Raw genomic sequence first — 23,599 nt, 5'->3', positions numbered from 1 at the left:
CAACGAAATGGTGGCGGGCACGCGTGGCAGACAGCGTTTGGCGCAGCAGGTCATCGACCAGCTGCGCATGCAGATCGAAACGGGAAAGCTTCGCGAGGGAGATCAGCTTCCAACCGAACCGCAGCTTGAGGCGGCCTTCGGCGTCAGCCGTACGGTCGTGCGGGAGGCGATCGCCGACCTGCGCGCGGCCGGATTCGTCCGTCCCGTTCAAGGCAAGGGTGTCTTCGTCTCCGATCCCAATGCACATGGCAGGCTGATCCTGACGCCGGTCGAAGTCAAGAGCATTCCGGAAACGCTGGAATTGCTGGAGTTTCGCATGGCTGTCGAAGGAGAAGCTGCCGCTATTGCGGCCTATCGCCGAACAGCCGAACAGGAGGCGGCAATTCGGCTTGCCAACCGGAAAATGGCCCAACTCATCGAGAGCGGTGAGCCCACAGTCGAGGCCGATTATGAATTCCATACCGCCATAGCCAATGCTTCTAACAACAGATTCTACATCGATGCCCTGCGTCATTTCGGACCGCGCGCGATCCCGCGCGGCCAATTCCCGACCTTGCCGGAGGCCAATGACCGCGCCTATCTCGAAAAAGTCCATGCAGAGCATGGTGAGATCCTGGCGGCTATCGCCGAGCAGGATCCCGACCGCGCGAGACAGGCCATGCGCGCGCATATGATGGCGAGCCAGCGACGATACCGGATGCTTGCAGAGCAGCAATGAGGCTCGACAACCACAGAAATTCATATTATGTCATATGACATGATTTGAATGATCGGGAGGTTAATCGTGTATTTGGGAACCCAGGTCGCTGCGCGGGACGACGATGATTTTCGCGTTTTTGCTCAGCTAGGCGTAAAGCATATTTCCGCTGACCCGCCCGGTGCGCCGTCGAGCTGGACGCTGGAGGATCTCGAGCGTCATCGTGATCATGTAGAGAGCTTCGGCCTCGTTCTGGACATGATCCAGCTTCCCCTCCCCTCCAAGCCGATCGAAAAGGCGTCCTATCCCGATATCCTGCTCGGAGGTCCGGAACGCGACCAGCAGATCGATGCCGTCTGCCGGATGATCGAGAATTGCGCAAAGGCCGGGATCCCCGCCACGAAATACAATCTCAATCTCATCGGCATTCCCAGGACGGAGCTCGAAAAAGGCCGTGGCGGTTCTCTGAACGAAGCCTTTCGCTGGGAAAGGGCCGATCAGCAGGCCGCGCCCGGTCTTGCCGGCGTCCTCTCAGAAGATGAGAACTGGGAGCGCATCGACTACTTCCTCGAGCGCGTGGTTCCCGTTGCCGAAAGCAACAGGCTGCGCCTTGCCTGCCATCCGCACGATCCCTATACGCCACCGGGCTATCGCGGCGTCACCAGGGTCCTTGGCACTGTGGATGGACTGAAGAAATTCGTGCAGATGCACGAAAGCCCCTATCATGGCCTGAATTTCTGCCAGGGCTCGATCGGCGAGATGCTCGACAATCCGCGCGAGGAGATCGACGACACCATCCGCTGGTTCGGCACGCGCGGAAAGATCTTCAATCTGCACTTCCGCAACATCAGTGGCGGCAAACTCTCCTTCATGGAAACGTTTCCCGATGAAGGCGACATGGACATGGTGCGGTCGCTGAAGGTCTACCGCGAGGTCGGCTACAAATATATGGTCATGCCAGACCATGTGCCGCGCATCAGCGGCCGCGACGCGACGGGCGTCGCCTTCAGCTTCTGCTACGGTTACATAGCCGCGGTGCTCGAGGCGATGGAAGCCGGTCATATGTGAGCGAGGCGCTCACCTTCAATCAGCAACTATTCAAGGAATTCAACATGGATCCCAACGCCATCAAGAAAGCCGTGGGCGACGGCCTCCTCTCCTTCCCGGTGACGCATTTCGACAGCGAGAACAAGTTCAATGAAGCCGCCTACCGCGACCATGTGAACTGGCTGGCCGGTTTTGATGCAAGCGCACTTTTTGCCGCTGGCGGCACGGGCGAATTCTTCTCCCTCAATCCGGCCGAAATCCCCGCCGTCATTCGCGCCGCCAAGGCTGCCGCAGGCAAAACGCCGATCATCTCCGGCACTGGCTATGGCACGTCACTTGCCGTCGATATTGCGCGCGCTGCCGAAAAGGCCGGTGCCGATGGTCTGCTCCTTCTTCCGCCCTATCTGATGTTTGCCGAGCAGGCCGGGCTTGTCGCCCATGTGAAGGCTGTCTGCCAGTCGGTCGGGATCGGCGTGATCGTCTATAACCGGGACAATGCGATCCTGTCGGCCGACAGCATCGCTCAGCTTTGCGATGAGTGCCCCAATCTCGTTGGCTTCAAGGACGGTGTCGGCGACGTCGATCGGGTCATCGAGATCACGACCAAGATTGGCGACCGGCTTGTCTATGTCGGCGGCATGCCGACCCACGAAGTCTACGCTCAGGCCTATTTCGCCGCCGGCGTTACCACATACTCCTCGGCCGTCTTCAACTTTGTGCCGGCTGTTTCGCAACGGTTCTACAAGGCGCTCAGGGCAGGCGACCAGAAGACCGTCGACCAGATCTTGAAGGATTTCTTCTTCCCCTTCGTTGCGCTACGCAATCGCAAGAAGGGCTATGCAGTCTCCATCATCAAGGCCGGGCTGAAAGTCATCGGCCGCGATCCGGGCGCCGTGCGCGCTCCGCTCACGGATCTGACAGCCGAGGAGCTTTCCGTGCTGCAGTCGATTGTCGAGGCCAACGGCCAGGCGAAGCTGGCCGCGGAGTAAGACCGCGCCATCGGCGCTGAGATTCATCGTCGCGTTGCGGCGACGATCGGCTTGACCGCCGCTCTCATGCTCTCCGGCGTCGTGCCGGTGACGATAACGCCAAGCAGAGGGGCCGCGATACCCGCGTCCCTCAGCTTCGGCATATCATCCGGCACAAACTTCTTCTGGCTTGGCGCGATGACCGGAATACCCGCCTTGCTCGCGATGGTCCGGTAGCGATCAAGATCGGTCCCGTCGAGCGGCTTTCCATAGTCTGCAAAGGAAGCGACCGAGGCTTCCATCATCGCACCGGGAATGTCGAGAATCTTCGTCAGGTCCTCGTCGGTACTCGCCTCGCCAAGCGCAGGAATGGGCCGTAGCTTCGATTGCAGCAGATGCGGCTGCATGTCGCTGACATAGATGTTGAATCCCTCGAAACCTAGATCGGCGAGCGCGTCCATCTCTTGCGGGCTCGGAACCCTTTCCTGCCCGGCCATGACAAGAAGCGGCACGCCGAGCGTTGCAAGATCCTCGAAAAACGGTCGCTCTTCGGCAAAGCTGCCGAAGGTGGTGCCTGTGGCGCGATGATAGGCGTTGAGATGGACCTTGATCGCAAAGGCACCCGCGTCGATAGCAGCCCTGGCGAGGTCGAGATCGTGACGCGCGAGCGAGACGATGATCGGGAATTCGCCCTCGCGCAGCGCTTTTGTTAGCCTGGTTTCCGGATAGGAAGGCATGGGAACGGCCTCAGTTCAGACGCTGGCCACCATCGGCGGCGAAGAGGTGGATACTGGAGAGCTCCGGCCGGACGCGGATCCTCACGCCCGGAGACATCGATACGCGCTCACGAAAGACGCCGGCAACCTGCGTCTCGCCGAGCTTCATCGTCACCTGGGTTTCCGAACCCATCGGCTCGACCAGGACAATCTCGGCCGGCACGCCAGCGTCGTCGAGCGAGAAATGTTCGGGCCGGATGCCGTAAACAGCCTCGCGGTCGCTCAATTCAGGTGCAGTCTGTGGCAGTGGCAAGACAATGCCGGGTGCTGCAAAGCCCTTGTCGGTGATTGTGCCGTTCAGGAAATTCATGGATGGCGATCCGATGAAACCGGCCACGAACTGGTTGGCCGGGCGGTCGTAGAGGTCAAGCGGCGCGCCAATCTGTTCCACTCTGCCAGCGTTCAGCACGACGATCTTGTCGGCCATGGTCATGGCTTCCACCTGGTCATGGGTGACATAGATGGTCGTGGTCTTGAGCCTCTGGTGCAGGCTCTTGATCTCGCCTCGCATGACGACGCGCAGTTTGGCGTCAAGGTTCGACAAAGGTTCGTCGAACAGAAAGACCTGCGGATTGCGAACGATCGCTCGGCCCATGGCGACGCGTTGGCGCTGGCCGCCGGAGAGCTGGCGCGGATAGCGATCGAGAAGCTGAGACAGGCCGAGAATATCGGCCGCCCATTTCACCCGCTTCGCGATCTCCGACTTGCTGGTACCGCGATGCTCCAGTGAGAAGCCCATATTGGTCGCGACCGTCATATGCGGATAGAGCGCGTAGTTCTGGAAGACCATGGCGATGTCGCGATCCTTTGGGTCTAGATCGTTGACCACCCGCCCGCCGATCCTGATATCTCCGCCGGTAATCGTCTCAAGCCCGGCGATCATCCTGAGCAATGTGGACTTGCCGCAGCCCGAAGGCCCGACCAGCACGACGAATTCGCCGTCGCGGATGCCAAGGTCGGCGCCATGAATGATGTCGAGTGCACCATAACTCTTGCGGACATGGGAAAGGGTAACGTCAGCCATGAGGAAAATCCGGTTCTTCAGCCCTTGAGGCCGGTATGCGCGAGCCCTTCGACGAATTGCTTCTGCGCGATGATGAAGACGACGAGAACAGGCAACGCTGTGAGTGTTGCCGCGGCGAGCTGGATATTCCACATCGGCCCGCCATAGGCGTCGGTATATTGGGTGAGAGCCTGGGGCAAAGTGAACTTCTCCGCGCTCGACAGGAACACGATCGGTTCGAGATAGAGATTCCAGGAATGCAGGAAGGTGAAGATCGCAACGGAGGCCAGTGCCGGCCTGGCAAGTGGCAGCGCGATCTTGCGGAAGATCTTGAAACGTCCGAGGCCATCGACGCGCGCTGCCTCTTCCAACTCGACCGGCAACGTCACGAAAAACTGCCGCATGACGAAGGTGGCGAAAACACTCGGCGCACCGAAGATCGGCACGAGGATCAGCGGCCAATGGGTGTTGACCATGCCCGCCTTCAAAAACATCTGGAAGAGCGGCACGATCGTGACTTCCGACGGGATCAAAAGGCCGAGCAGCACGACCATGAAGATCGTGTTGGCGAAGGGAAACCTGATGCGTGCGAAAGCGTAGCCGGCCATCGACGAAACGATCATCGTGCCGATCGTCACCAGGGCGGCGATATAGGCCGAATTCCAGTATTGCTTGACGAAAGGCTGCAGCCCGAAGACCTTGCCATAGGTCGTCCAGTCATAGCTCTGCGGGAAAAGTTGCGGTGGAAAGGCGAAGATATCGCTGATCGGCTTCACCGAAGACGTCACCATCCACCAGGTCGGGAAGACGAAGGGGATGAGCAGCACGCACATCAGCCCGTAGAGAATAACCCTCATCCGCGGCGAGATCTCAGCTTTCATAGAATACGATCCTCTTGCGCAATTGCCACTGGGCGAATGTCAGAATGGCCACGATCAGGAAGAGCAGGATCGAAAGCGTCGAACCGTAGCCGAAGAAGTGAAACTGGAAGGCTTGCTGGTAGAGGTAATAGACGAGCACCGTCGTCGAGAGACCTGGACCACCCTGCGTCAGCACAGCGATCTGCGCGAAGACCTGCAGAGATCCGACGATGGTGATAATCGAAGTCAGAAGGATAGTCGGGCTGATCAGCGGCAGGGTAATGCGGCGAAACTGCTTGAAGCGCGGGGCGCCATCGATGCGGGCCGCCTCATAGAGCTCGTTCGGCACGCCCTGAAGGGCTGCAAGAAACAGGATCATATTGAGGCCGACATTCTTGAACACCTGCACGACGATGACCGAGATCATCGCGGAGGTTTCGCCCCGCAGCCAATTCGGACCCTCGATGCCAAACAGCAGCAGCATGCCGTTGATGCCGCCGTTCTTCTGCAACAGAAACCCCCAGACGATCGTCCAGGCCACCAGCGACACGACAACAGGCGAAAAGAACAACGTCCGGAAGATCGTGATGCCCGCGAGCTTCTGGTTCAACAGCACCGCCAGCAGCAAGGCCAGCGACAGGTTGAGAACCACAAGCCCGGCGGAGAAGATGGCAGTCGAACCGAGCACCTGCAGCAGGTTCGGATCCTCAATCAGCATCTGGTAGTTCTGCGTACCCGTATACGTGAAGGTATTGGCAAGCACGTTCCATTCGTGCAGCGAATACCAGAAGACCAGACCGAGCGGGATCAGCACGAAGACGATGATGCCGATCAACTGCGGGGCAATGAACAGAAAGCCGGCAAGGCTGTCGCGCCGCGCAACCGTCCAGAACGGCGACGAGGAGCGGCCTTCCGGTATTGCGTTATCCTGCGTGACAGCCATCTCTTATCTCCTCAGCGCTTGAGCAGCGGGCCGATCTGGCCGCAGATCGTCTGGAGCGTGCCGGCGACATCCGCATCCGGACGCCAGACGGCATCGAGGCCGGAGCGAACTGTCTGCTGGATCTGGGCAAAGCCGGTATGGCCGGGAATGACCTTGCCGGTCGCGATGCCCGCGATGACGACCTTGTCGATCTGTTCCTGGCTGAGCAGCGGATTGGTCTTCTTCAGCACCTCGGCGTTGAGTAGCGACTTGCGGGCCGAGGGGAAGAACTGGCTGAGCTTGGCCGAGTTTTCCGCGTTCGTCATATAGGCGATGAATTCAGCGGCTGTCTTGGCGTTCTTGCCCGACTGCATGACGCCGATGCCGGCCTGGCCGATCAGCGCGTAATCTCCTGCCGGTCCCTTCGGCAGCGGCACGAGATCCCAGGAGAAGGGCTTATCCTTCGGCAGCAGCGAGGCGCGGCTGATCTGAGTGATGGTCATCGCCGCATTGCCGGCGAAGAAATCGACATTTTCACCGGGACCGGGGATCGCCTTCTTCTTGAAGATCGCGTCATGGACGAAGGTGAGCGCATCGACCATCGGCTTCTCGGTCATTGTGCAGGTCTTGCCATCGGCGCTCCAGGGAGCCGCACCAAAGCCGTTCCAGATCGAAGCAAGGTTCTGCCAGATCTGGTAGTTGAAATCGCGCACGATCAGGCCACCCTTGCCCTTCTCGCCAACGGCCGAAGCGGTAGCAATGGCATTGTCCCAGGTCCATTCGCCAGCCGCGATCAACTCGGCAGGTGTCTTTGCCCCTGCCGCCTTGATCAGGTCGTTGTTGACGAACACCGCAAAGGGTGAAGTGGAGAAAGGATAGGCATAGAGCGTGCCGTCCTTTTGCCAGCGCTCCGTGGCAGTCGCGCTCACCTCGTCGAGATTGTAGCCTGGCGTCGCCTTCAGCGTATCGGTGAGCGGATAGAGCGCGCCGGAATTGACGAAGTCATAGGCAGCTGTCTCGAAGATCCAGGCCATATCAGGCGCATTGCCGCCGGCAATCTGGGTGGTCAGCGCCGTCGTATAGGTGTCGAACGGCAGCGACTCGAAGGTCACGGTGACGTTGGGGTGGTCCTTCTTGAAGCCGGCAGCGATCTCATTGAACAGCTTCAGATGCGCTTCTGCCGCACTCCAGATGGTCATGCGCAGCTTGATCGCGTCCTCAGCCTTGGCGATGCCGCTCCAGGCGAGCGGCACGGCAACGGCAAGCGCCGCAATTGCCGTTTTCAGTGTCCTGTTCTTGTTCATTCCCGTTCCTCCTCCAAAGATGGGTTGCTGAGATGGCTGCTTAGTAGGCCCCGATGACCGGCCAGCGGATTTCGATGCCCTCCCGGACGAGTTCCTGCTGGAAGTCGTGGAGATGCGCGTCGTTTTCCTGGACCTGGTGAGGCTTCAGCCCCTTGTCGAGGCAGTGGGCCGCAAGCATGCCGGCCGCTTCGCCGATATTCCATTCGACCGGGTGCAGGCGGTAGCAGCCATTGGTGATATGGGTGGTGCCGATATTCTTGCCGGCGGCAATGAGGTTCGTCATGCGCTGCGGCAGCAGCGCGCCGAGCGGAATCTCGAAGGGGCAGGACGGCACGTCGATATAATTGTCGCCACCGGTCGAGGGATGAAGGTCGATGCGGTACATGCCGATGCCGATGCTGTCGCGATAGCTCATCGCGCCCTTGTCGCCGCGCACCGCATAGGAGAGATCCTGCTCGGTAATGCGGGTGACTGGCTTGATGCGGCGGCCTTCACGGATATAGGGCGCCATGGCGAGGCCGTGCTCGGTGCCGGTGATGTCGCCGCGAAGCCTCAAGCCCCGGTAACCCTGGCCGCCATCGATGCGTGGCGCCTCGGTCTGCAGCCAGTAAAAGACCGAATAGGAAAGATCGGCGGCCGCCTTCAGATGTCGGGCCTTGTCCTCCTCGGACACGTCGATAATCGTTCCGTCCATGTAGTCGATCATCGGCCAGTTTACGAAGCAAATGTCCGACTGGTAGAAGCCGGGCTCAAAATTGCGCCGTGCCGCAATGCGGCGGAAGAGCCAGAGATTCTCGTCACCGCCACCCTTGCGCTGATCGGCATCGACGAGCAGCGGGTTGTCGTCGACATTGGGCGTGAAACTGCGCGTGGTGGATTCCAGCGTGCGCGGGTGGGGCGCGGTGAAGCCGAGCAGTGGGCCGCCCCAGAATTGCGGCTGGTATTTGCGCCAGTAGTCGTAATTGTCAGGCTTGTCGATCGTCTGATCGCCATCGACGCAATCGACTGCAAAGCAGATCGAGACTGCCTGAACATTGTCGGGCTGCGCTTCGGACGGCGCGCTCGGTTCGCCGGTATCGGACTGTGCCTCGAAGCCTTTCACATAATCCGTGCCGGTCATCGGCAGCAGATCGCCGAGCTCGGTGGCGTCAAGGATGTAATCGGCCGAGATGACGACCTCACGGTCCGTATAGCGATGGCGGACGGTGACGGAGCGCACGGTGTCGCCTTCGACATCAGCGGCGACGGGACGATAGGGCTGCAACACCCTAAGACGGCCGGCGCCTCGATACGGCATCAGCATCGCTTCCATGACCGCCAGGCTGACGCGCGGCTCGGCGCAGATGCGGCTCACCCAGCCGCCGCCGGGATTGAGATCGCCCCAGGTGCGGGCGCCCTCGGTCAGCGGATAGTTGTCGCGATAATATTGCCGCACGCCGTTGCGCAGCCTGCGATAGGAGCGCGTGATGCCGAACTGCTCGACCCAGCTATGTTCGTCGGATGGCACACCTTGGCTGGTCGACTGGCCACCGATCCATTCGAATTCCTCGGTCATGATGACGCTCTTGCCTGCCCGGCAGGCACCGAGCGCCGCCGCCACGCCGCCGAGGCCACCGCCCACCACCAGAATATCCGCTCGCATCTCTTTTGCTGCCATGTCTGTCACGTTCTCAGGTCCGTTTCTTTGCTGGTCCGAGGGTTTGGCCCTCGACGGGTTCGCAGGTCAGAAGAATTTGTTCGACGGGCGCGGCATCCTCGATGCGGCGCACGAGCATTGCGGTCGCCTGCCGCCCCATCTCCTCGCGAGGAATGTTGAAGGAGGTGAACTGCACATGGCTGCGCTCGGCCCGTACGTGGCTTCCAAGCACCACGGCCGAAAAGTCGTTCGGAATGGACAGGCCGCGCTCGCGCGCCGCCGCTTCAACACGCACCGCGTCGGCCAGTTCGACGAAGAAGACCGCGCTCGCGCCGCTTCTGACAATCGCATCGAGCGTATCGACGGCGCTCCGGCCGACCTCGTCCACATGCAAAACCAGGTCGGCACTTCCGGTGATCGCGCCTGAAAATCCGCGCCAGCGGTCAACGATGGATTCAGCCGATCCGCTTGGGCCGATGAAGGCCAGCCGATCATGACCGAGTGCGCGCGCCTTTTCGACCAGCGCCCGCGTGCCATTCGCGTAATCACCGCCGACGTAGGGAACGGGTCCGCCGGCGTCCTCACGTCGGCCGATCGCCACGAAGGGATAATCGCCGGTAACCAGCTGCTTGAGTTCGGCCCGATCGAATTCGCGGCCAAGGACGAGGCAGCCATCGGCGATCCGCAGCCGGTTGCCGTCGGCGAAAATCTTCCGCTCCCGGCCGACGCCGGCGCCGGTCAGAAGCAAGAGGTCATAATTCTGCGCCTGCGCTTCCTCCTCGATGCCGAGCAGGAACGGCGCAAAGAAATCCGCCTGCTCGCTCGGAAAAGCCGGCTCGTAGGTGAAGACGCCGAGAATGCGGTTGAGACCCTTGGCCATCCGCCGGGCGATCGGATCGGCCACATACCCCGTCGTGCGGATGACCTGCTGGACGCGCTCGCGGGTTTCCTGGGGAATACGCGCCAAGGCCGTCGGTGCACCATTCAGCACAAGCGAGACGGTCGCCTGACTGACGCCGGCCAGTTTGGCAATATCGTGCTGAGTCAAGCGCTTAGTGCCTGCCACGTCGCATCCTCCGGATCTCCTCTTGACTGCTAATGCGTATTAGCAGCTAATACGTATAAACGGGATTTTCCGAGTTGCTGTCAAGCGCGAAAATGTGTGACGATCGATGACATTTGCAGAGCATTTGAAATCACTGGGGATTTCCGGAATCCGCGTCTTCGGCGACAGCATCACCGCCGGGTTCAACGCCAGCCAGCCGCATCTGGCCTGGCCGGCGCTCTTCCCAGCTGAGCTCGACGCCTTACCGCTTTACAATCACGCAATCCCGGGGACGGTGCTGCAGGCCTCACTGCTTGCCGATGGCAAAGCGCGAGCAGACAACGGCGTCAGCCGATTTGCCGGGGCGCTGCTCGATGCCCCGCATCGCGACGCGATCCTCATCCTCTACGGCTATAACGACGCCCGCTATACGGCCGCGCCGGACAGCATGAACGCGAAGAGCTTCCGTCGTGATTATGCGAATATGCTGGAGAAACTGATCGAGGCAGGCCATGCGGAAAGGCTTGCGATCGGCAGCCCGCCCCATATTCCCGATCGAGGTTTTTCGGTAGGAAGCACTGGCTTCACCGGACAGACACGTCAGGGCTTTGAAGTCTATGTCCAAACCGTGCGAGAACTGGCGCAAAATTTTCGCATCTTCTACGCGCCTGTCTATGAACGAATGAAAGCATATGGCGATGGCGCACTGGCCTCGCCTGATTTCACACACCCCAACGATGCCGGTCATCGCGTCATCTGCGAGGCATTTAGAGATGCCGTTGTTCATGAGAAACCGGTCTAGGCCTCTCAATAGATCGGGGCGACTTTGGGTCGGGCGCGACACCGCGGAGACCGGCGAGAAGATTTCGTCCGCAGGAGAGATTCTAACGGCGAAAAGGACTTGATAGACCCGGCCCTACCACGACCGCAGCCATCGCCTGAAGCTGAGGTTGATAGTGATGACGACGCTGATGCGCTCGCAGCGGCCGGCGGATAGCCGGCCGCTTGCGTGACGCTCTCAACGCGCGCTGTATTTTGCGTCGAGCTCATCGATCGCGGAGACATTGCCGGCCGAACGGCCGTTCTGGTCGAATGTCTGAGCGAGAAATGCGTCGGCGATCGACTTTGCGAGCTCAGGTCCAATGACGCGCGCGCCCATCGTGATGATCTGCGCGTTGTTCGAAAGAGCAGCACGCTCGGCCGAATAGGTGTCGTGCGTCAGAGCAGCACGGATGCCAGGCACTTTATTGGCCGAGATGCAGACGCCGATGCCGGTGCCACAAACCAGGATTGCCTTGTCATAGGTGCCATCGATCACGCCCGAGGCAACGCGATCCGAAAGGTTAGCATAGAACGGGTCGAGCCCGTCCTTGATGCGCGACACCTCATGGACGTCGAACCGATCCTTGAGGTGTTCGGCGAGCACCTTGGCGAGACCTTCGCCGGCGCTGTCTCCAGCAATTGCAAGCTTCATTGTCTTTCTCCTTGGAGTTTGGCGGCGCATTTCGAAAGGATGTCGAGATAACCTTCGACGTTCCAAGCGGAACGGCCGATGAAGAGCCCGTCGATATGCGGGCTCGAAATCAGTTCCTCGCAGTTCTGTGGATTGACCGACCCGCCGTAGAGGCAGGGGATTTTCCGCCCGAGCGCTCCTTCCGCGACCGTGATGATCTCGGCCTGGCGTGCATCGGCATAATCCGCCGTTGCCGGAATGCCTTTTTCGCCGATCGCCCATACGGGCTCATAGGCAAGGAGGATTTCCGCCGATTTCTGCTCGTCGGAAAGCTTCGAAAGCGCCCCATGCACCTGGACCGCAAGGATTTCCGCGGCTTTTCCGCTCTCCCGGTCGGCAAGGGTTTCGCCGATGCAGATAAGCGGGATCAGGCCATAACGAACCGCCGCCTCCGTCTTCAGCCCGACCGTCTCATCCGTCTCCCCGAAGAACTCGCGCCGCTCGGAATGCCCAAGCTCGACGATATCGATATCGCAATCCTTCAGCATCAAGGGGGAGATTTCACCTGTCCAGGCGCCCTGATCCGCCCAATGCATGTTCTGCGCACCGACCTTGACGGAGGTCTTTGCAAGCATGCGCTTGACCTCCCGCACGGCTGTAAACGGCGGGATCACGAAGCGCTGGATGACAGGTTCGCGCGCAGCGTCAGCCACCGCGAGGCCGCGGGCGAAATGCTCGGCCTCCGCGAGCGTCTTGTTCATCTTCCAGCTGGTGCCGATCCAGAAGCGCGGTTTCTCCGTCATGCCTGATCCTGTGCTGGAGCGATGGTGAGCTTGATGCCCGCCCGATCGAATTCGTTGAGAACAGCGGCCGTCGGCGCGCTATCGGTGATAATAGTGTCGAAATCAGCAAGGTCCGCCATGACATGCAACGCCGTGTGGCCGATGCGCTGGTGGTTGACCAGGAGGCAGCTTCTGGCCGAAGACGAGATCATCGCTCGCTTGGCGCGAACGACATTGTCGTCCATGTGATAGGCGAGCCTGCCGCTGACCGCCGGCGTCGAAATGAAAGCGATATCCGCCCTCAGGCGTGACAGCGCTTCTTCTGTCACGACGCCGAGATAGGCGTTGAATTTCGCGGAATAGATGCCTCCGAGCGCAATCAGGGTTATGCCGTTTTCACCCTTCAACCGCTCCATGATCGCTGCGTTGTTGGTAATCACCGTCAGCGGCCGCTTACGCAGCAGCATCTCGCCGAGTACCGCGGCCATCGAGCCGTCATTGACCATGACCGTCATGCCAGGTTCGACCAGGGCCAGCGCTTCCTGCGCCATCGCAACCTTGGCTTCGCCGCCCTGACGTTCACGAATGCGAAAATCGCTCTCGAATTGCGTTCCGGCATCGATCGTCGCGCCACCGCGCACCTTACGCAGCACACCTGCCTGTTCGAGGTCGTCGAGATCGCGGTGAATGGTCATCTTGGAGACGGAAAACCGTTCGGCAAGGTCGTCCACTTCGACGGTCTTGCCCTCAACGAGCAGATTGACGATCAGCTGCTGGCGCTCTTCCCGTTTCATACGTCTCAATCCCAGTTCAATAACAATGTAACATCTAAAATGTTAATTTCAACACTACACAGTGTGATTATGCGCTGAGACATGTGGCAGAAATCATCAATCCAAGAGCGCACGCGCGGTCCGTTCATCAGTAATGAGCCCGTGAAGACGGCGGCTGCGCAGGATGGCCCGTATCGCGGCCACCTTGGCCTGCCCGCCCGCCAGGGCCACGAGGCGCTCCTTTGTCGTCGTCGGAAAGGAGGCCGAAAGCGTGCGACCGGTCAGAGCCGTATCGAGGATCTGGCCATCCGCATTGAAAAAGTGGCCGAGGATTTCGCCGACGCCACCGGCGGCGGCGATGTCCTCGATCTCACCCGGCTCGACCAGGCCGGAGAGCACCAGCTGGGCCTCGGCGTCCACTGTCCCCAAGCCGACGAGCTTCAGGTCGGCGTCATTGGCGAGATCGAACACTTCCTTGACGCCGCGTTGCGCCCTGAGCACCTCCCGATCCTCGGCAGTGTTGGCGAAGAAGGGAACCGGCATGACATAGGCATGTGTGCCCGTCTTTTCCGCGATACGGTGCATGACGTCATAGGGATTGGCGCCGTAGTTTCGCGTGAGGCCGCCAAGCAGGGAAACGAAGCGCATATACTTGGCATTCGTCCGCGGCATATATTGAACGGCAGCCGAGAGCGTACGGCCGTGGCCAAGGCCAATGACCGAGTGGTTACCGTGTTCGATCTCGCGCTTCAGATAGCCAGCTCCCGCATGACCGAGCGCGCGCAGCGGCAGGCCCTCTTCGCCAAGATCGGGCGCGACCTCGCAATATTGCAATCCGAAGCGCTCCGCGAGCCGCGTCTCCAGTTCGACGCATTCAACGATATCGCCGTCGATCGTGACCTTGACGACGCCATCGGCAACAGCCCGCGCAATCAGTCGATGCGCCTTGACCGAGGGAATGCCAAGGCGCCGGGCAACGTCAGACTGCGTCAGTCCGCCGGCGTAATGAAGCCAGGCGGCCCGCACGGCAAGCGTATCATCGGCATCCGTCATCGCCGCATCCTTCCCATTCTTCGACGGCTATGCCGCCTGATAACGACCAGCCTTTGTAAATCGCCGGATCATATCTTCAAGTCTGCGGCGCCGGTGTCGATATGCGGCGCCCAGAAGGCGACGCTTTCGGCAATCTGCGCGATAACCTCGCGATCGTTCGGCTCACGTTCCTTGAAGGAAAGTTCGAGGCAGATCTCATTCTCATCGGCGCCGCCTGCCGCGAAAGCTTCCAACAGCGGAGCGGGTTGAATTCGGCCCTTGGCATTGAATTCCGCTGTGAACGGCCGGTGGCCGCCCTTGTCCATCAGGCTCTGCTTGATGTGGATGATCGGCGACTGCTTCGGTACGGCCCGCGCCCAGGCATAGGGGTCGTAGTCGTCGGGATTGGCGGACGTGACGTCGCCATGGTCGATATCCGCCATCATCCACATCGGCACCGCCATATCGGCGGCAGTCAGTCGTGCCTGCAACGCAAGGCAGGATTCGATCGTGTCGCCGAATTCGCGGCCGATGCTCATTGGCTCCCAGAAGACATAGGAAAGACCAGCGGCCCTGGCATGCTCTGCGACTTCGCACCAGCAGTCGATAGCGATCTTGATCAATTCCTCGCGCCGGCTTGCATCGTCGAAGTCCTTGTAGGTGAAGATCGCAAATTGCGTGCCGACGGAATGCCCGCCGAGATCAGCGGTAATGTCGGCGAAGGTCTTGAACCAATCCACGTAATAGCGGCGGACCTCGGCATCCGGGTGCCCGAAATGGTTCAGCCGTCCATAAGGTCCAGTCATGCCCGAGGTAACGCGAACGCCGGTGCGCTCCAACGCTGCTTTCATCTGGCGGGTCAGACGGCGGATGACCGGGGCCTGCCAGCTCGGATTGATGAATTCATGCGTCAGCTGGAGGTCGCGGATGCGCAGGTCCCGAGCCACCGTCTCGATCAGGTCGTCCGGGTCGGCAAAACGGTTCACCAGCGGATTGGTGTTCAGCGAAAGCGAAAGCGGCATCAAGGCCTCCTCAGGCGGCGGCAAGATGGGATGAAGCAAACCAGTCGGCAAAGGCTGCCCGCTCTGCCTCGCTCAGATGCAGGTAGTGCTTGGTGCGGCGATAGAGGATGTCCTCGGCCGTCTCCGCCCATTCGGTGGCGGCGAGATAACAGGCTTCCGCCTCGTAAAGCTGCCCGCCGAAATAACGCCCGAGGCCTTGCAGGTCCGTTGCCGCGGCCACCAGGTTCTTCGTGCGCGTGCCATAGAGACGGCCATAGTGATGGACGAGTTTTCGCGGCATCCACGGATAGGTGTCACGCAGGCTGTTGGCGAAGGTCTCGTAGTCGGCATTGGGCATCTCTCCACCCGGCAGCGGCGCCTTTTCCGTCCAATCGCCGCCCATGTTCGGGAAAACGTGTTTGAGGCGCTGCATGCCACGTTCGGCAAGCTCTCTGAATGTCGTAATCTTGCCGCCGAAGACATTGAGAAGCGGCGCTCCCCCGGTCTCGTCAAGATCGAACACGTAGTCGCGAGTCACCGCCGAAGGATTGCCTTTGCCGTCGTCAAACAGCGGGCGCACGCCGGAGAAGCTGTGCAGCACATCCTGACGGCGCAGCTTCTCCTTGAAATATCGGTTCACCGCCTTCAGCAGATAGTCGATTTCCGCCTCGTCGGCCGCCACATCCTCAGCCCGGCCTTCATAGGCGATGTCCGTCGTGCCGATCAGCGCCTTGTCGCCCTCATAAGGGTTGATGAAGATGACGCGTTTGTCGTGGTTTTGAACCAGGTAAGCATTGGAGCCAGCCCAGAATTTCGGCACGATGATGTGGCTGCCCTTGACGAGACGCACATTGCGGCTGGAATTGGAGCCGGCGACGCGGTTGATGATGTCGGTGACCCACGGGCCGGCGCAATTGACGAGACATTTGGCACGGAAGGTCCGCGTCTCGCCGCTCGTGCTGCTTTTTGTCGTGATCGTCCATTGGCCGTTTTCCCGGCGCGCCGACACCGCCGGCGAGCGGGTAAGCACCAGGGCACCCTTCTCAGCCGCGCTCACCGCATTCAAGGTGACGAGGCGGGCATCATCCACCCAGCAATCCGAATATTCGAAACCGCGGGTATATTGATCGAGTATGGGCGTACCTTCGGGATCACGCAGCAGATTGAGCGTGCGGGTGCCAGGCAACTTCTTGCGACCTCCGAGATGATCGTAAAGGAAGAGGCCGAGCCGGACGAGCCAGGCGGGGCGATCCTCGGGACTGTGCGGCAGCACGAAACGCATCGGCCAGATGATATGCGGGGCCGCGTTGAGCAGCACCTCGCGTTCGATCAGCGCCTCCCGCACTAGGCGGAATTCGTAATATTCCAGATAGCGAAGGCCGCCATGCACGAGCTTGCCCGAGCGGGAGGAGGTGCCCTGAGCCAGGTCGTCCTTTTCGCATAAGGCGACTTTCAAGCCGCGCCCGGCGGCGTCGCGCGCAATTCCCGCGCCGTTGATACCGCCGCCGATGACGAAAAGATCCAGGATTTGGGGTTCGGTCATGTCATGCTCCCTCGGATGCCTTTTGCATCAGCGATTCATTTTGCGGGCGGCATCGCCGCGGCTCGGGCCAGTGTTTCCCAGGCGGCGGGCATGGCCCTTCGGATATCGGCATAAGCGGAATAAAGCAGATCGAAGCGGGCGGCTTCCTCGCCGATCGGCTCCTCGGCTTCGCCGAGCAGCGGCGTGACCCAGTCGGCGATGCAGTCGTCCATTGTCTTGTAGGCGCCGATCGCCACAGCAGCCATCATGGCGGCGCCAGCCGCTCCGGTCTCTTCACGGCGGGACAGGCGGATCGGCGCCTTGAGTGACGCGGTCAGGGAGCGTCGCAGCGCGCTAGAACGCACGGCGCCGCCGGTGACGCGCAGCTCTTCCGGCATATCACCCATGGCGGCGTAACAATCGCGCGTCGCCAGCGCCAGACCTTCGACAACCGCGCGAACGAGGTCTGGAAACCCGTGGCGAACCGAAAGACCAGAAAAGCCTGCCCGGGCCCGCGCATTGACGAAGGGGCCACGTTCTCCGGCCTCGGAAATATAGGGATGATAGACGACCGATCCGGGCTGGCTTTCGAAAAACCAGCGGTCGATCCTGGCGACGAGCTCGGCGTGGGTGACAGGCTTTCCGGCCTCCGCCATCAGATAAGCGGCCATCTCCAGCAGCCAGTCGATATTGATCGTCGCACCCATATTGGTCTGCACCTGGGTAACGGTGCCCGGGATCGGCAGGGCGATGACGTATCCAGTGCCCTCGCGGTTGAGATGAACGTCGGCCACCGGCTTTGCGCGCAGATGCACGCCAGTCGAACCGATCGTCGAACAGGCTGCGTTGCGCCCACCGCTGCGAACACCGGCGCCGAGCGCCGTCATCACCATGTCCACATAACCGAGGCTGACCGGCGTACCGGCCAGCAGGCCGCAGGCCCGCGCCGCTTCCGCCGTCAGCGGATGGCTGATTTCTGTTCCATCGACAATATCGGGCAGAAGCGCGCGGCGATGCGTCAACCCGAGCGCGTCGATGGCAACAGGCGAATATCGCCGCGTCCTGAAATCACCGAAGGTGAAGCTTGCCTCCGAAGGGTCGGTCGCCCGCACACCGGTAAAATTGAGGTAGAGCCAGTCCTTGCAGTGCAGCGCCGTTTCCGCCCGGTCCAGAAGCTCCGGCGCCACCCGATCCATATGAGCGAGCTGCGCGCCCTGCTGGCAGGTATTCAGTCCCGTGCCCGTCTGCTCGAAACGCGCCCTGTCTGTTTCCTGGCCGGCAAGTGACACCACGGTCGGCGCGGCACGCGCGTCGAGCCAGAGCCAGGCATCGGCGACAGGCAGATTGCCGGAACCCACCAACCATGTTCCGTCCCCCTGCCCCGTCACCGCGATCGCCGCGGTGCGCGATGCAAGATCCTCGACCTTCCCGCCAAGGCCGCGAAGCGCACCGACACAATCCTCCCAGGTCTGCGCGAGCGATTGCGTGGCCGAACCATCGCTGCCGCTTGAATATTTGTTGCGAACGGATGCGGCCGCGATCTGACGGCCGAAAAGGTCGAAGGCGACCGCCTTGATGACCGATGTTCCCGCATCGATACCGATGATGACCTGTTGGCTGACGTCCATCGCGGATTATCCGGCAATCACGTCGAGCGTCACGAGGGGCAAAACGCGCGTCGATTTCATGTCTCATATCCTCCCGGTCGGCACCGCCAGCAAAGGGCGCAAGCGACCACATTTCGAATTCACGGGCAAGTCAGCTGGCGCGCAGATCGCGCTCCGAGAGCTTGAGACCCGATCCTTTTCAAAACCTCCCATAAGCCTCATAAAAATATAACACAAAGATATCATTCTTCCAGTAAGATTTTTCTCGCAATGAAATTTTTTTCAGATAAAATATAACCAACCAACGCGACGAGCATTGGTGACAGCCTCAGCGATTTGCGGCGGCAGCTGCATGCCATGAGAGCTTACTAAAAATTAATTTTTCCTTTTAAATCAATTATATAGTTCCGTGCATTTCGGCGAATGAACACCTTCCCAGCCGGTGCGCACGCATAAGATCAGGTGCCTTCTCGTCGCGGCAAGCACATTTTGAATGTTATGTTGTCAGCGCCAATTCACAAAACGCCTGTTGACAGACGGACAATTTGATAACATGATTTTTGGCATAAACACCATTTACCTATCACGCAGGCATCGCTGCTGAGAGGAATTGCGGTCCAGGCGGTTGGAGGAGACAAGCGCCGGTCCGACATGGAGGAGGTTCAGATGTGCATTTTTCCCGCTCATCATCACGCCGCTAGGCTCGGCAGGTTTCCGCACCTCGATGCGGTTTTCGAAGCGCCCCGTCTTCGATGAAGCAGCCGCGAGGCTTTCGCCAGGTTCATCCTCCCGACGTAATCCGACCAGCCGCAAAGGTCGTCAGCAATGAATACTCAGCCCGCTCATGCAGCATCCGCGCCAGGCAAAGGCAACTTGAAGATCATCGTTAGTGCCATTGCGGCAATCGTGGTCATCGGCGCAATCGCGCTCGACACCAAGGTCGTCAAGATCGGCTCGGAGAGCGATGTGCGGCAGCAGGCCTTTTCTCCGGAAACCTTCGGCGCCGAGCAGTTTCCGAAGATCCAGGCGGACGTCGAAAAGAGGGCCGTGGCTGCGTCAGAGCTGGCGACGGCGATCGTGGCGGACAAGAAGGCTGCCGGCGAGAAATACGGCGTTGCCACGAGCACCGGTCCGGTCATCCCAGTGACCTTGAACGGCACCTTCGGCGCGCGCAAATCCAATACCAACGAAATGAAGATCGACGGCTTGCCTCCCGAGACGGTGGTCCGTGTCCAGACCGGCCCTGCGGTCAATGGCACGGACCTCCGCGATGCCACAGGCACGATCGAATTCGGTCAGTTCACCAATCAGATTCAGTATCAGGATGCCGGCTCGGCCATCAATAACGAGATGAAGAAAGCCGTATTCGCCGGCCTTGATCCGGACCAGCTCGATGGCAAAACGGCAACCGTCGTCGGCGTCTTCAAACTCATCAACCCGAAAAACTGGCTCGTAACCCCGGTCAAGGTCGACGTCAAATGAGCGAGCCGATTTCCACACCCGAAGTCCTTGGCGAGGTCGTCTTGGCTGCCCGCAATATTGCCAAATCCTATGGCAGCGTGCATGCCCTCAAGGGCGTCAATTTCGATATCCATCGCGGCCAGATCACCACGTTGTTCGGTGAGAATGGGGCGGGCAAATCGACGCTGATGAAGATCCTTTCCGGCGTCGTCCAGCCGACGTCGGGCGAAATCATTCTTGACGGTGCGCCGATCAGCTTCAGCTCTTCGACCCATGCCCGCGAATGCGGCATCTCGATCATTCACCAGGAGCTCAGCCTCGCGCCTAATCTCAGCGTGCGGGACAACATCTTCATGGGCCGCGAGATCATCAAGGGCGGCGTGGTCGATTTCGCGGAAGAAGAGCGCCAGACGCGCATTTTGATGGAAGAACTGGAAGAGGAGATCGATCCACTGACCAAGGTGGAAGATCTGCGTCTCGGCCAGCAACAGATCGTCGAAATAGCCAGAGCGCTTTCCGTCAATTCTCGTATCCTGATCATGGATGAGCCGACCTCGGCGCTCAGCGCAGCTGAAGTCGAAGTGCTTTTCAAGGTCATCCACGATCTGACGAATCGCGGCGTGTCGATCGTCTACATCTCACATCACCTTGAGGAAGCCCTGCAGATCACCAATCACGCCGTCGTCTTGCGTGATGGCACCATGACGGCCTACGCGCAACGCAAGGACATCGATCTCGAATGGATCGTCCGCAACATGGTGGGTGACAATTTCGATCTCGGCAATCCGCCCGAAGGCTATGAATTCGGCAAGGCTGCGCTGTCGATCGATAATCTGACGGTTCCAGGCCCCTCCGGATCGGCCTTCAATTCCGTCGACCGTCTCTCGCTGGACGTGCGTGCCGGGGAGGTCGTCTGCATCTACGGCCTGATGGGCGCCGGACGCACCGAGCTTCTGGAATGCGTGGCCGGACGGTTGCGTGCAAGCAGCGGCGCCATTCGGCTTGAGGGCCAGGATGTCGCGCATTTGAGCATCGCCGGACGCATCGCAAGCGGCCTCGTGCTGGTACCAGAGGATCGCCAGCGCGATGGCCTCGTCCAGACAATGACGGTCGGTTCCAACCTGTCGCTTGCCAGCATCGGCGCCTTTACCAAGGGACTGTTCACATCCGGCCGTCGCGAGCGCGAGCTTGTTGATGCCTCCATTCGCAAAGTCCGCGTCAAGACCGATGGAGGAGAGGCCGCCATCGGCTCGCTGTCGGGCGGCAACCAGCAGAAGGTGGTTATCGGCAAGATGCTGGCGACCGACCCGAAGGTCATTCTTCTCGACGAGCCGAGCCGCGGCATCGACATCGGCGCCAAGGCGGAAGTCTTCAAGCTGCTGGCCGAACGTGCCCGGCAGGGTCTCGCTGTCATCTACTCGACTTCCGAGGTCAACGAATGCCTGAGCATCGCGCACCGCATCATCGTCATGCATCGCGGCCGGATCTCGGCTGAATTCGGCGCTGACGTCACCAAGGAAAAGATCATGGCCGCCTCAGGCGAAGCTGTGGTCGCGCACTAGCCCGGAATTATGGAGCACTGATTATGTCAGTCACGAACATCACCGAAAAGAAGTCAGTGTCGCATGGGCAGAAGCGCAACACCAACCTCGTGCGCCTTATCCTGGAAGGCCGCGCCTTCTTCGCGTTGATCGTCATCATCGCCGTCTTCTCGTTCCTGTCACCCTATTACTTCAGCCTCAGTAACTTCCTGACCATGGCCTCGCATGTTGCCATCTTCGGCATCCTGGCGATCGGCATGCTGCTGGTGATCCTGAATGGTGGCATCGATCTTTCGGTCGGCTCGACGCTCGGGCTTGCCGGCTGCATTGCCGGCTTCCTCATGCAGGGCGTGACGCTGAGTTCGTTTGGCGTCATTCTTTATCCGCCGGTCTGGGCCGTGGTAGTCATTACCTGCGCCCTCGGCGCTGTCGTCGGCGCGGTCAATGGCGTGCTGGTCGCCTACTTGAAGGTTCCGGCCTTCGTCGCCTCGCTTGGCGTACTCTACGTCGCCCGTGGTATCGCGCTGCTGATGACCAATGGCCTCACCTACAACAATCTCGGCGGCCGTCCGGAGCTTGGCAATACCGGCTTCGACTGGCTCGGCTTCAACCGTCTCGCGGGCATTCCGATCGGCGTCATCGTGCTCGCCGTGCTCGCGATCATCTGCGGCATCGTCCTTAGCCGCACGGCCTTTGGTCGCTGGCTTTATGCCTCCGGCGGCAACGAGCGTGCGGCCGATCTCTCGGGCGTGCCGGTCAAGCGCGTCAAGATTATCGTCTATGTCCTCTCGGGCGTCTGCGCGGCAATTGCTGGCCTGGTCCTGTCGTCGCAGCTGACCTCCGCCGGCCCAACGGCCGGCACGACCTACGAATTGACGGCAATCGCGGCAGTCGTCATCGGCGGTGCGGCGCTGACGGGCGGGCGCGGCACGGTGCGCGGCACGATGCTCGGCGCCTTTGTGATCGGCTTCCTGTCGGATGGCCTCGTCATCATCGGCGTCTCGGCCTACTGGCAGACCGTCTTCACTGGCGCAGTCATCGTCCTCGCTGTCCTCATGAACAGCATCCAATACGGGCGCCGGGCAAAATCGTCCTGACGTCCGCAACAGAACTTATCCGCGAAGGCAAATGGAATTCCAGAAGGCCGATCGCGGAAAGCACCGCCGGTTTCCGGCAGCACCTGAACTCACAAATGGGAGAGAGACTATGTTTAAGAAAGGCATGCGCATTCTTCTGGCAGCCGCGGCTGTCGCCCCGATCCTCGTCAGCTCCGCCTGGGCGGCAGGCCAGATGACGATCATCGTCAATGATCCGTCCAACCCCTACTGGCTGACGGAGGGCAACGTTGCCAAGGCGACAGCCGAAAAGCTCGGTTACACCGCCTCGGTCAGTGCGCATAAGGGCGACACCAACACCGAAAGCAACATGATCGATACCGCCATCACCAACAAGTCGGTCGCGATCATTCTTGACCCGGCAAATGCCGATGGTTCCATCGGCGCGGTCAAGAAGGCAGTTGCCGCAGGTATCCCGGTCATCCTCGTCAATGCCGAGATCAACCAGGAAGGCCTCGCCAAGGCGCAGCTCGTTTCGAACAACGCCCAGGGTGCCGCAATCGGTGCGCAGCAGTGGGTCGAAGCGGTCGGTGACAAGGGCAAGTATGCCGAGCTCCTCGGTGCCCCGTCGGACAACAATGCCGCCACGCGCTCGAACGGCTATGAGACCGTTCTGACCCAGTACCCCGATCTCCAGAAGGTCGCCAAGGAAGTTGCCAACTGGGACCGCACCCAGGGTCACAACAAGATGCAGTCCATGCTGCAGGCCAATCCCGACATTATCGGCGTAATCTCCGGCAATGACGAAATGGCGCTCGGCGCCATCGCGGCACTGAAGGAAGCCGGCAAGCTCGCCAACATCAAGGTCGGCGGCTTCGACGGTTCGCCGGATGCGGTCGCCGCGATCAAGGCGGGCGAACTGCAATATACCGTCCTGCAGCCCGTCGCCGTCTTCTCCGAGGAAGCCGTCAAGCAGGCTGATAACGTCATCAAGACGGGCAGCACCGGCGCCAAGAGCGAAAAGCAGCTGTTCGATTGCCTCCTGATCACCAAGGACAATATCGACAAGTACACCGGCCCGTTCGTTCTGTCACAGTAATGAGAAAGAGGGCGC

22 protein-coding genes are annotated in these 23,599 nt (G+C 60.4%); 8 read left to right on the top strand and 14 right to left on the bottom strand.

Features of this window, described 5'->3' with window-relative positions; translation table 11 throughout:
- Positions 1–7 precede the first annotated feature (7 nt).
- From AB8B33_RS25615 to kdgD, 3 genes are all read left to right on the top strand, one after another.
- The gene (locus AB8B33_RS25615; protein ID WP_439018849.1) at positions 8–718 is read left to right on the top strand and encodes a FadR/GntR family transcriptional regulator; all 711 of its coding nucleotides are present in this window, start codon (positions 8–10) and stop codon (positions 716–718) included.
- Between the two features lie 66 nt (positions 719–784).
- Positions 785–1,765, top strand: coding sequence for a mannonate dehydratase (locus AB8B33_RS25610; RefSeq protein ID WP_439017511.1), 981 nt, complete (start codon positions 785–787; stop codon positions 1,763–1,765).
- 44 nt (positions 1,766–1,809) lie between these two features.
- Positions 1,810–2,733 carry a 5-dehydro-4-deoxyglucarate dehydratase gene (gene kdgD, locus AB8B33_RS25605; protein ID WP_439017510.1) on the top strand — a complete coding sequence of 308 codons (924 nt, stop codon included), beginning with the start codon at positions 1,810–1,812 and terminating at the stop codon, positions 2,731–2,733.
- A 23-nt stretch (positions 2,734–2,756) separates the two neighbouring features.
- Here kdgD and AB8B33_RS25600 read toward each other — a convergent pair whose 3' ends face one another.
- From AB8B33_RS25600 to AB8B33_RS25570, 7 genes are read right to left on the bottom strand one after another with little or no spacing between them, the layout of a single operon-like run.
- The gene (locus AB8B33_RS25600) at positions 2,757–3,449 is read right to left on the bottom strand and encodes a hypothetical protein (RefSeq protein WP_439017509.1); all 693 of its coding nucleotides are present in this window, start codon (positions 3,447–3,449) and stop codon (positions 2,757–2,759) included.
- A 10-nt stretch (positions 3,450–3,459) separates the two neighbouring features.
- Complete coding sequence (locus tag AB8B33_RS25595) at positions 3,460–4,512, bottom strand: ABC transporter ATP-binding protein (protein ID WP_439017508.1); 1,053 nt, start codon at positions 4,510–4,512, stop codon at positions 3,460–3,462.
- Between the two features lie 17 nt (positions 4,513–4,529).
- Positions 4,530–5,372, bottom strand: coding sequence for a carbohydrate ABC transporter permease (locus AB8B33_RS25590; protein WP_439017507.1), 843 nt, complete (start codon positions 5,370–5,372; stop codon positions 4,530–4,532).
- A complete protein-coding gene (locus AB8B33_RS25585) occupies positions 5,362–6,294 on the bottom strand; it encodes a carbohydrate ABC transporter permease (RefSeq protein ID WP_113324585.1) in 933 nt (310 codons plus the stop codon). The genes AB8B33_RS25590 and AB8B33_RS25585 overlap by 11 nt, the downstream gene beginning before the upstream one ends.
- Before the next feature lie 11 nt (positions 6,295–6,305).
- On the bottom strand, positions 6,306–7,577 hold the full coding sequence (locus tag AB8B33_RS25580) for an ABC transporter substrate-binding protein (RefSeq protein WP_439017506.1): 1,272 nt from the start codon (positions 7,575–7,577) through the stop codon (positions 6,306–6,308).
- Between the two features lie 40 nt (positions 7,578–7,617).
- Complete coding sequence (locus AB8B33_RS25575; RefSeq protein WP_439018848.1) at positions 7,618–9,219, bottom strand: FAD-dependent oxidoreductase; 1,602 nt, start codon at positions 9,217–9,219, stop codon at positions 7,618–7,620.
- A gap of 28 nt (positions 9,220–9,247) precedes the next feature.
- Positions 9,248–10,279, bottom strand: a complete 1,032-nt coding sequence (locus tag AB8B33_RS25570; RefSeq protein WP_439017505.1) for a LacI family DNA-binding transcriptional regulator — start codon at positions 10,277–10,279, stop codon at positions 9,248–9,250.
- Between the two features lie 106 nt (positions 10,280–10,385).
- Here AB8B33_RS25570 and AB8B33_RS25565 point away from each other — a divergent pair, with 106 nt between their 5' ends.
- Entirely contained in the window at positions 10,386–11,060 is a 675-nt protein-coding gene (locus AB8B33_RS25565; RefSeq protein ID WP_439017504.1) for an SGNH/GDSL hydrolase family protein, read from the top strand.
- Between the two features lie 216 nt (positions 11,061–11,276).
- On the opposite strand, the gene derI is transcribed toward AB8B33_RS25565, so the two are convergent.
- The 7 genes from derI to AB8B33_RS25530 all read right to left on the bottom strand — a co-directional run bounded on the left by derI (position 11,277) and on the right by AB8B33_RS25530 (position 18,449).
- Positions 11,277–11,732, bottom strand: a complete 456-nt coding sequence (gene derI / locus AB8B33_RS25560; protein ID WP_439017503.1) for a D-erythrulose-4-phosphate isomerase — start codon at positions 11,730–11,732, stop codon at positions 11,277–11,279.
- Positions 11,729–12,514, bottom strand: a complete 786-nt coding sequence (locus AB8B33_RS25555; protein ID WP_439017502.1) for a triose-phosphate isomerase — start codon at positions 12,512–12,514, stop codon at positions 11,729–11,731. Before AB8B33_RS25555 ends, derI begins: the two co-directional genes overlap by 4 nt.
- Complete coding sequence (locus tag AB8B33_RS25550; protein ID WP_439017501.1) at positions 12,511–13,287, bottom strand: DeoR/GlpR family DNA-binding transcription regulator; 777 nt, start codon at positions 13,285–13,287, stop codon at positions 12,511–12,513. Before AB8B33_RS25550 ends, AB8B33_RS25555 begins: the two co-directional genes overlap by 4 nt.
- Before the next feature lie 96 nt (positions 13,288–13,383).
- A complete protein-coding gene (locus AB8B33_RS25545) occupies positions 13,384–14,319 on the bottom strand; it encodes a sugar-binding transcriptional regulator (RefSeq protein ID WP_439017500.1) in 936 nt (311 codons plus the stop codon).
- Positions 14,320–14,387: 68 nt separating this feature from the next.
- Complete coding sequence (locus AB8B33_RS25540; RefSeq protein ID WP_439017499.1) at positions 14,388–15,320, bottom strand: sugar phosphate isomerase/epimerase family protein; 933 nt, start codon at positions 15,318–15,320, stop codon at positions 14,388–14,390.
- 10 nt (positions 15,321–15,330) lie between these two features.
- Positions 15,331–16,842, bottom strand: coding sequence for a glycerol-3-phosphate dehydrogenase (locus tag AB8B33_RS25535; RefSeq protein WP_439017498.1), 1,512 nt, complete (start codon positions 16,840–16,842; stop codon positions 15,331–15,333).
- A 35-nt stretch (positions 16,843–16,877) separates the two neighbouring features.
- The gene (locus AB8B33_RS25530; protein WP_439017497.1) at positions 16,878–18,449 is read right to left on the bottom strand and encodes an FGGY-family carbohydrate kinase; all 1,572 of its coding nucleotides are present in this window, start codon (positions 18,447–18,449) and stop codon (positions 16,878–16,880) included.
- Positions 18,450–19,253: 804 nt separating this feature from the next.
- Here AB8B33_RS25530 and AB8B33_RS25525 point away from each other — a divergent pair.
- The 4 genes from AB8B33_RS25525 (at position 19,254) to AB8B33_RS25510 (ending at position 23,584) form a co-directional block, all read left to right on the top strand.
- A complete protein-coding gene (locus AB8B33_RS25525) occupies positions 19,254–19,910 on the top strand; it encodes a DUF2291 domain-containing protein (protein WP_113324597.1) in 657 nt (218 codons plus the stop codon).
- Complete coding sequence (locus AB8B33_RS25520) at positions 19,907–21,451, top strand: sugar ABC transporter ATP-binding protein (RefSeq protein WP_439017496.1); 1,545 nt, start codon at positions 19,907–19,909, stop codon at positions 21,449–21,451. Before AB8B33_RS25525 ends, AB8B33_RS25520 begins: the two co-directional genes overlap by 4 nt.
- A gap of 23 nt (positions 21,452–21,474) precedes the next feature.
- Positions 21,475–22,527 carry an ABC transporter permease gene (locus AB8B33_RS25515; RefSeq protein WP_439017495.1) on the top strand — a complete coding sequence of 351 codons (1,053 nt, stop codon included), beginning with the start codon at positions 21,475–21,477 and terminating at the stop codon, positions 22,525–22,527.
- 109 nt (positions 22,528–22,636) lie between these two features.
- Complete coding sequence (locus tag AB8B33_RS25510; protein ID WP_113324600.1) at positions 22,637–23,584, top strand: D-ribose ABC transporter substrate-binding protein; 948 nt, start codon at positions 22,637–22,639, stop codon at positions 23,582–23,584.
- The last annotated feature ends 15 nt before the right edge of the window (positions 23,585–23,599 follow it).

The sequence above is a fragment of the Rhizobium sp. 768_B6_N1_8 genome (genome assembly GCF_051811225.1).
GTDB lineage: Bacteria > Pseudomonadota > Alphaproteobacteria > Rhizobiales > Rhizobiaceae > Rhizobium.
This window is presented reverse-complemented; position numbering and strand designations above follow the sequence as displayed.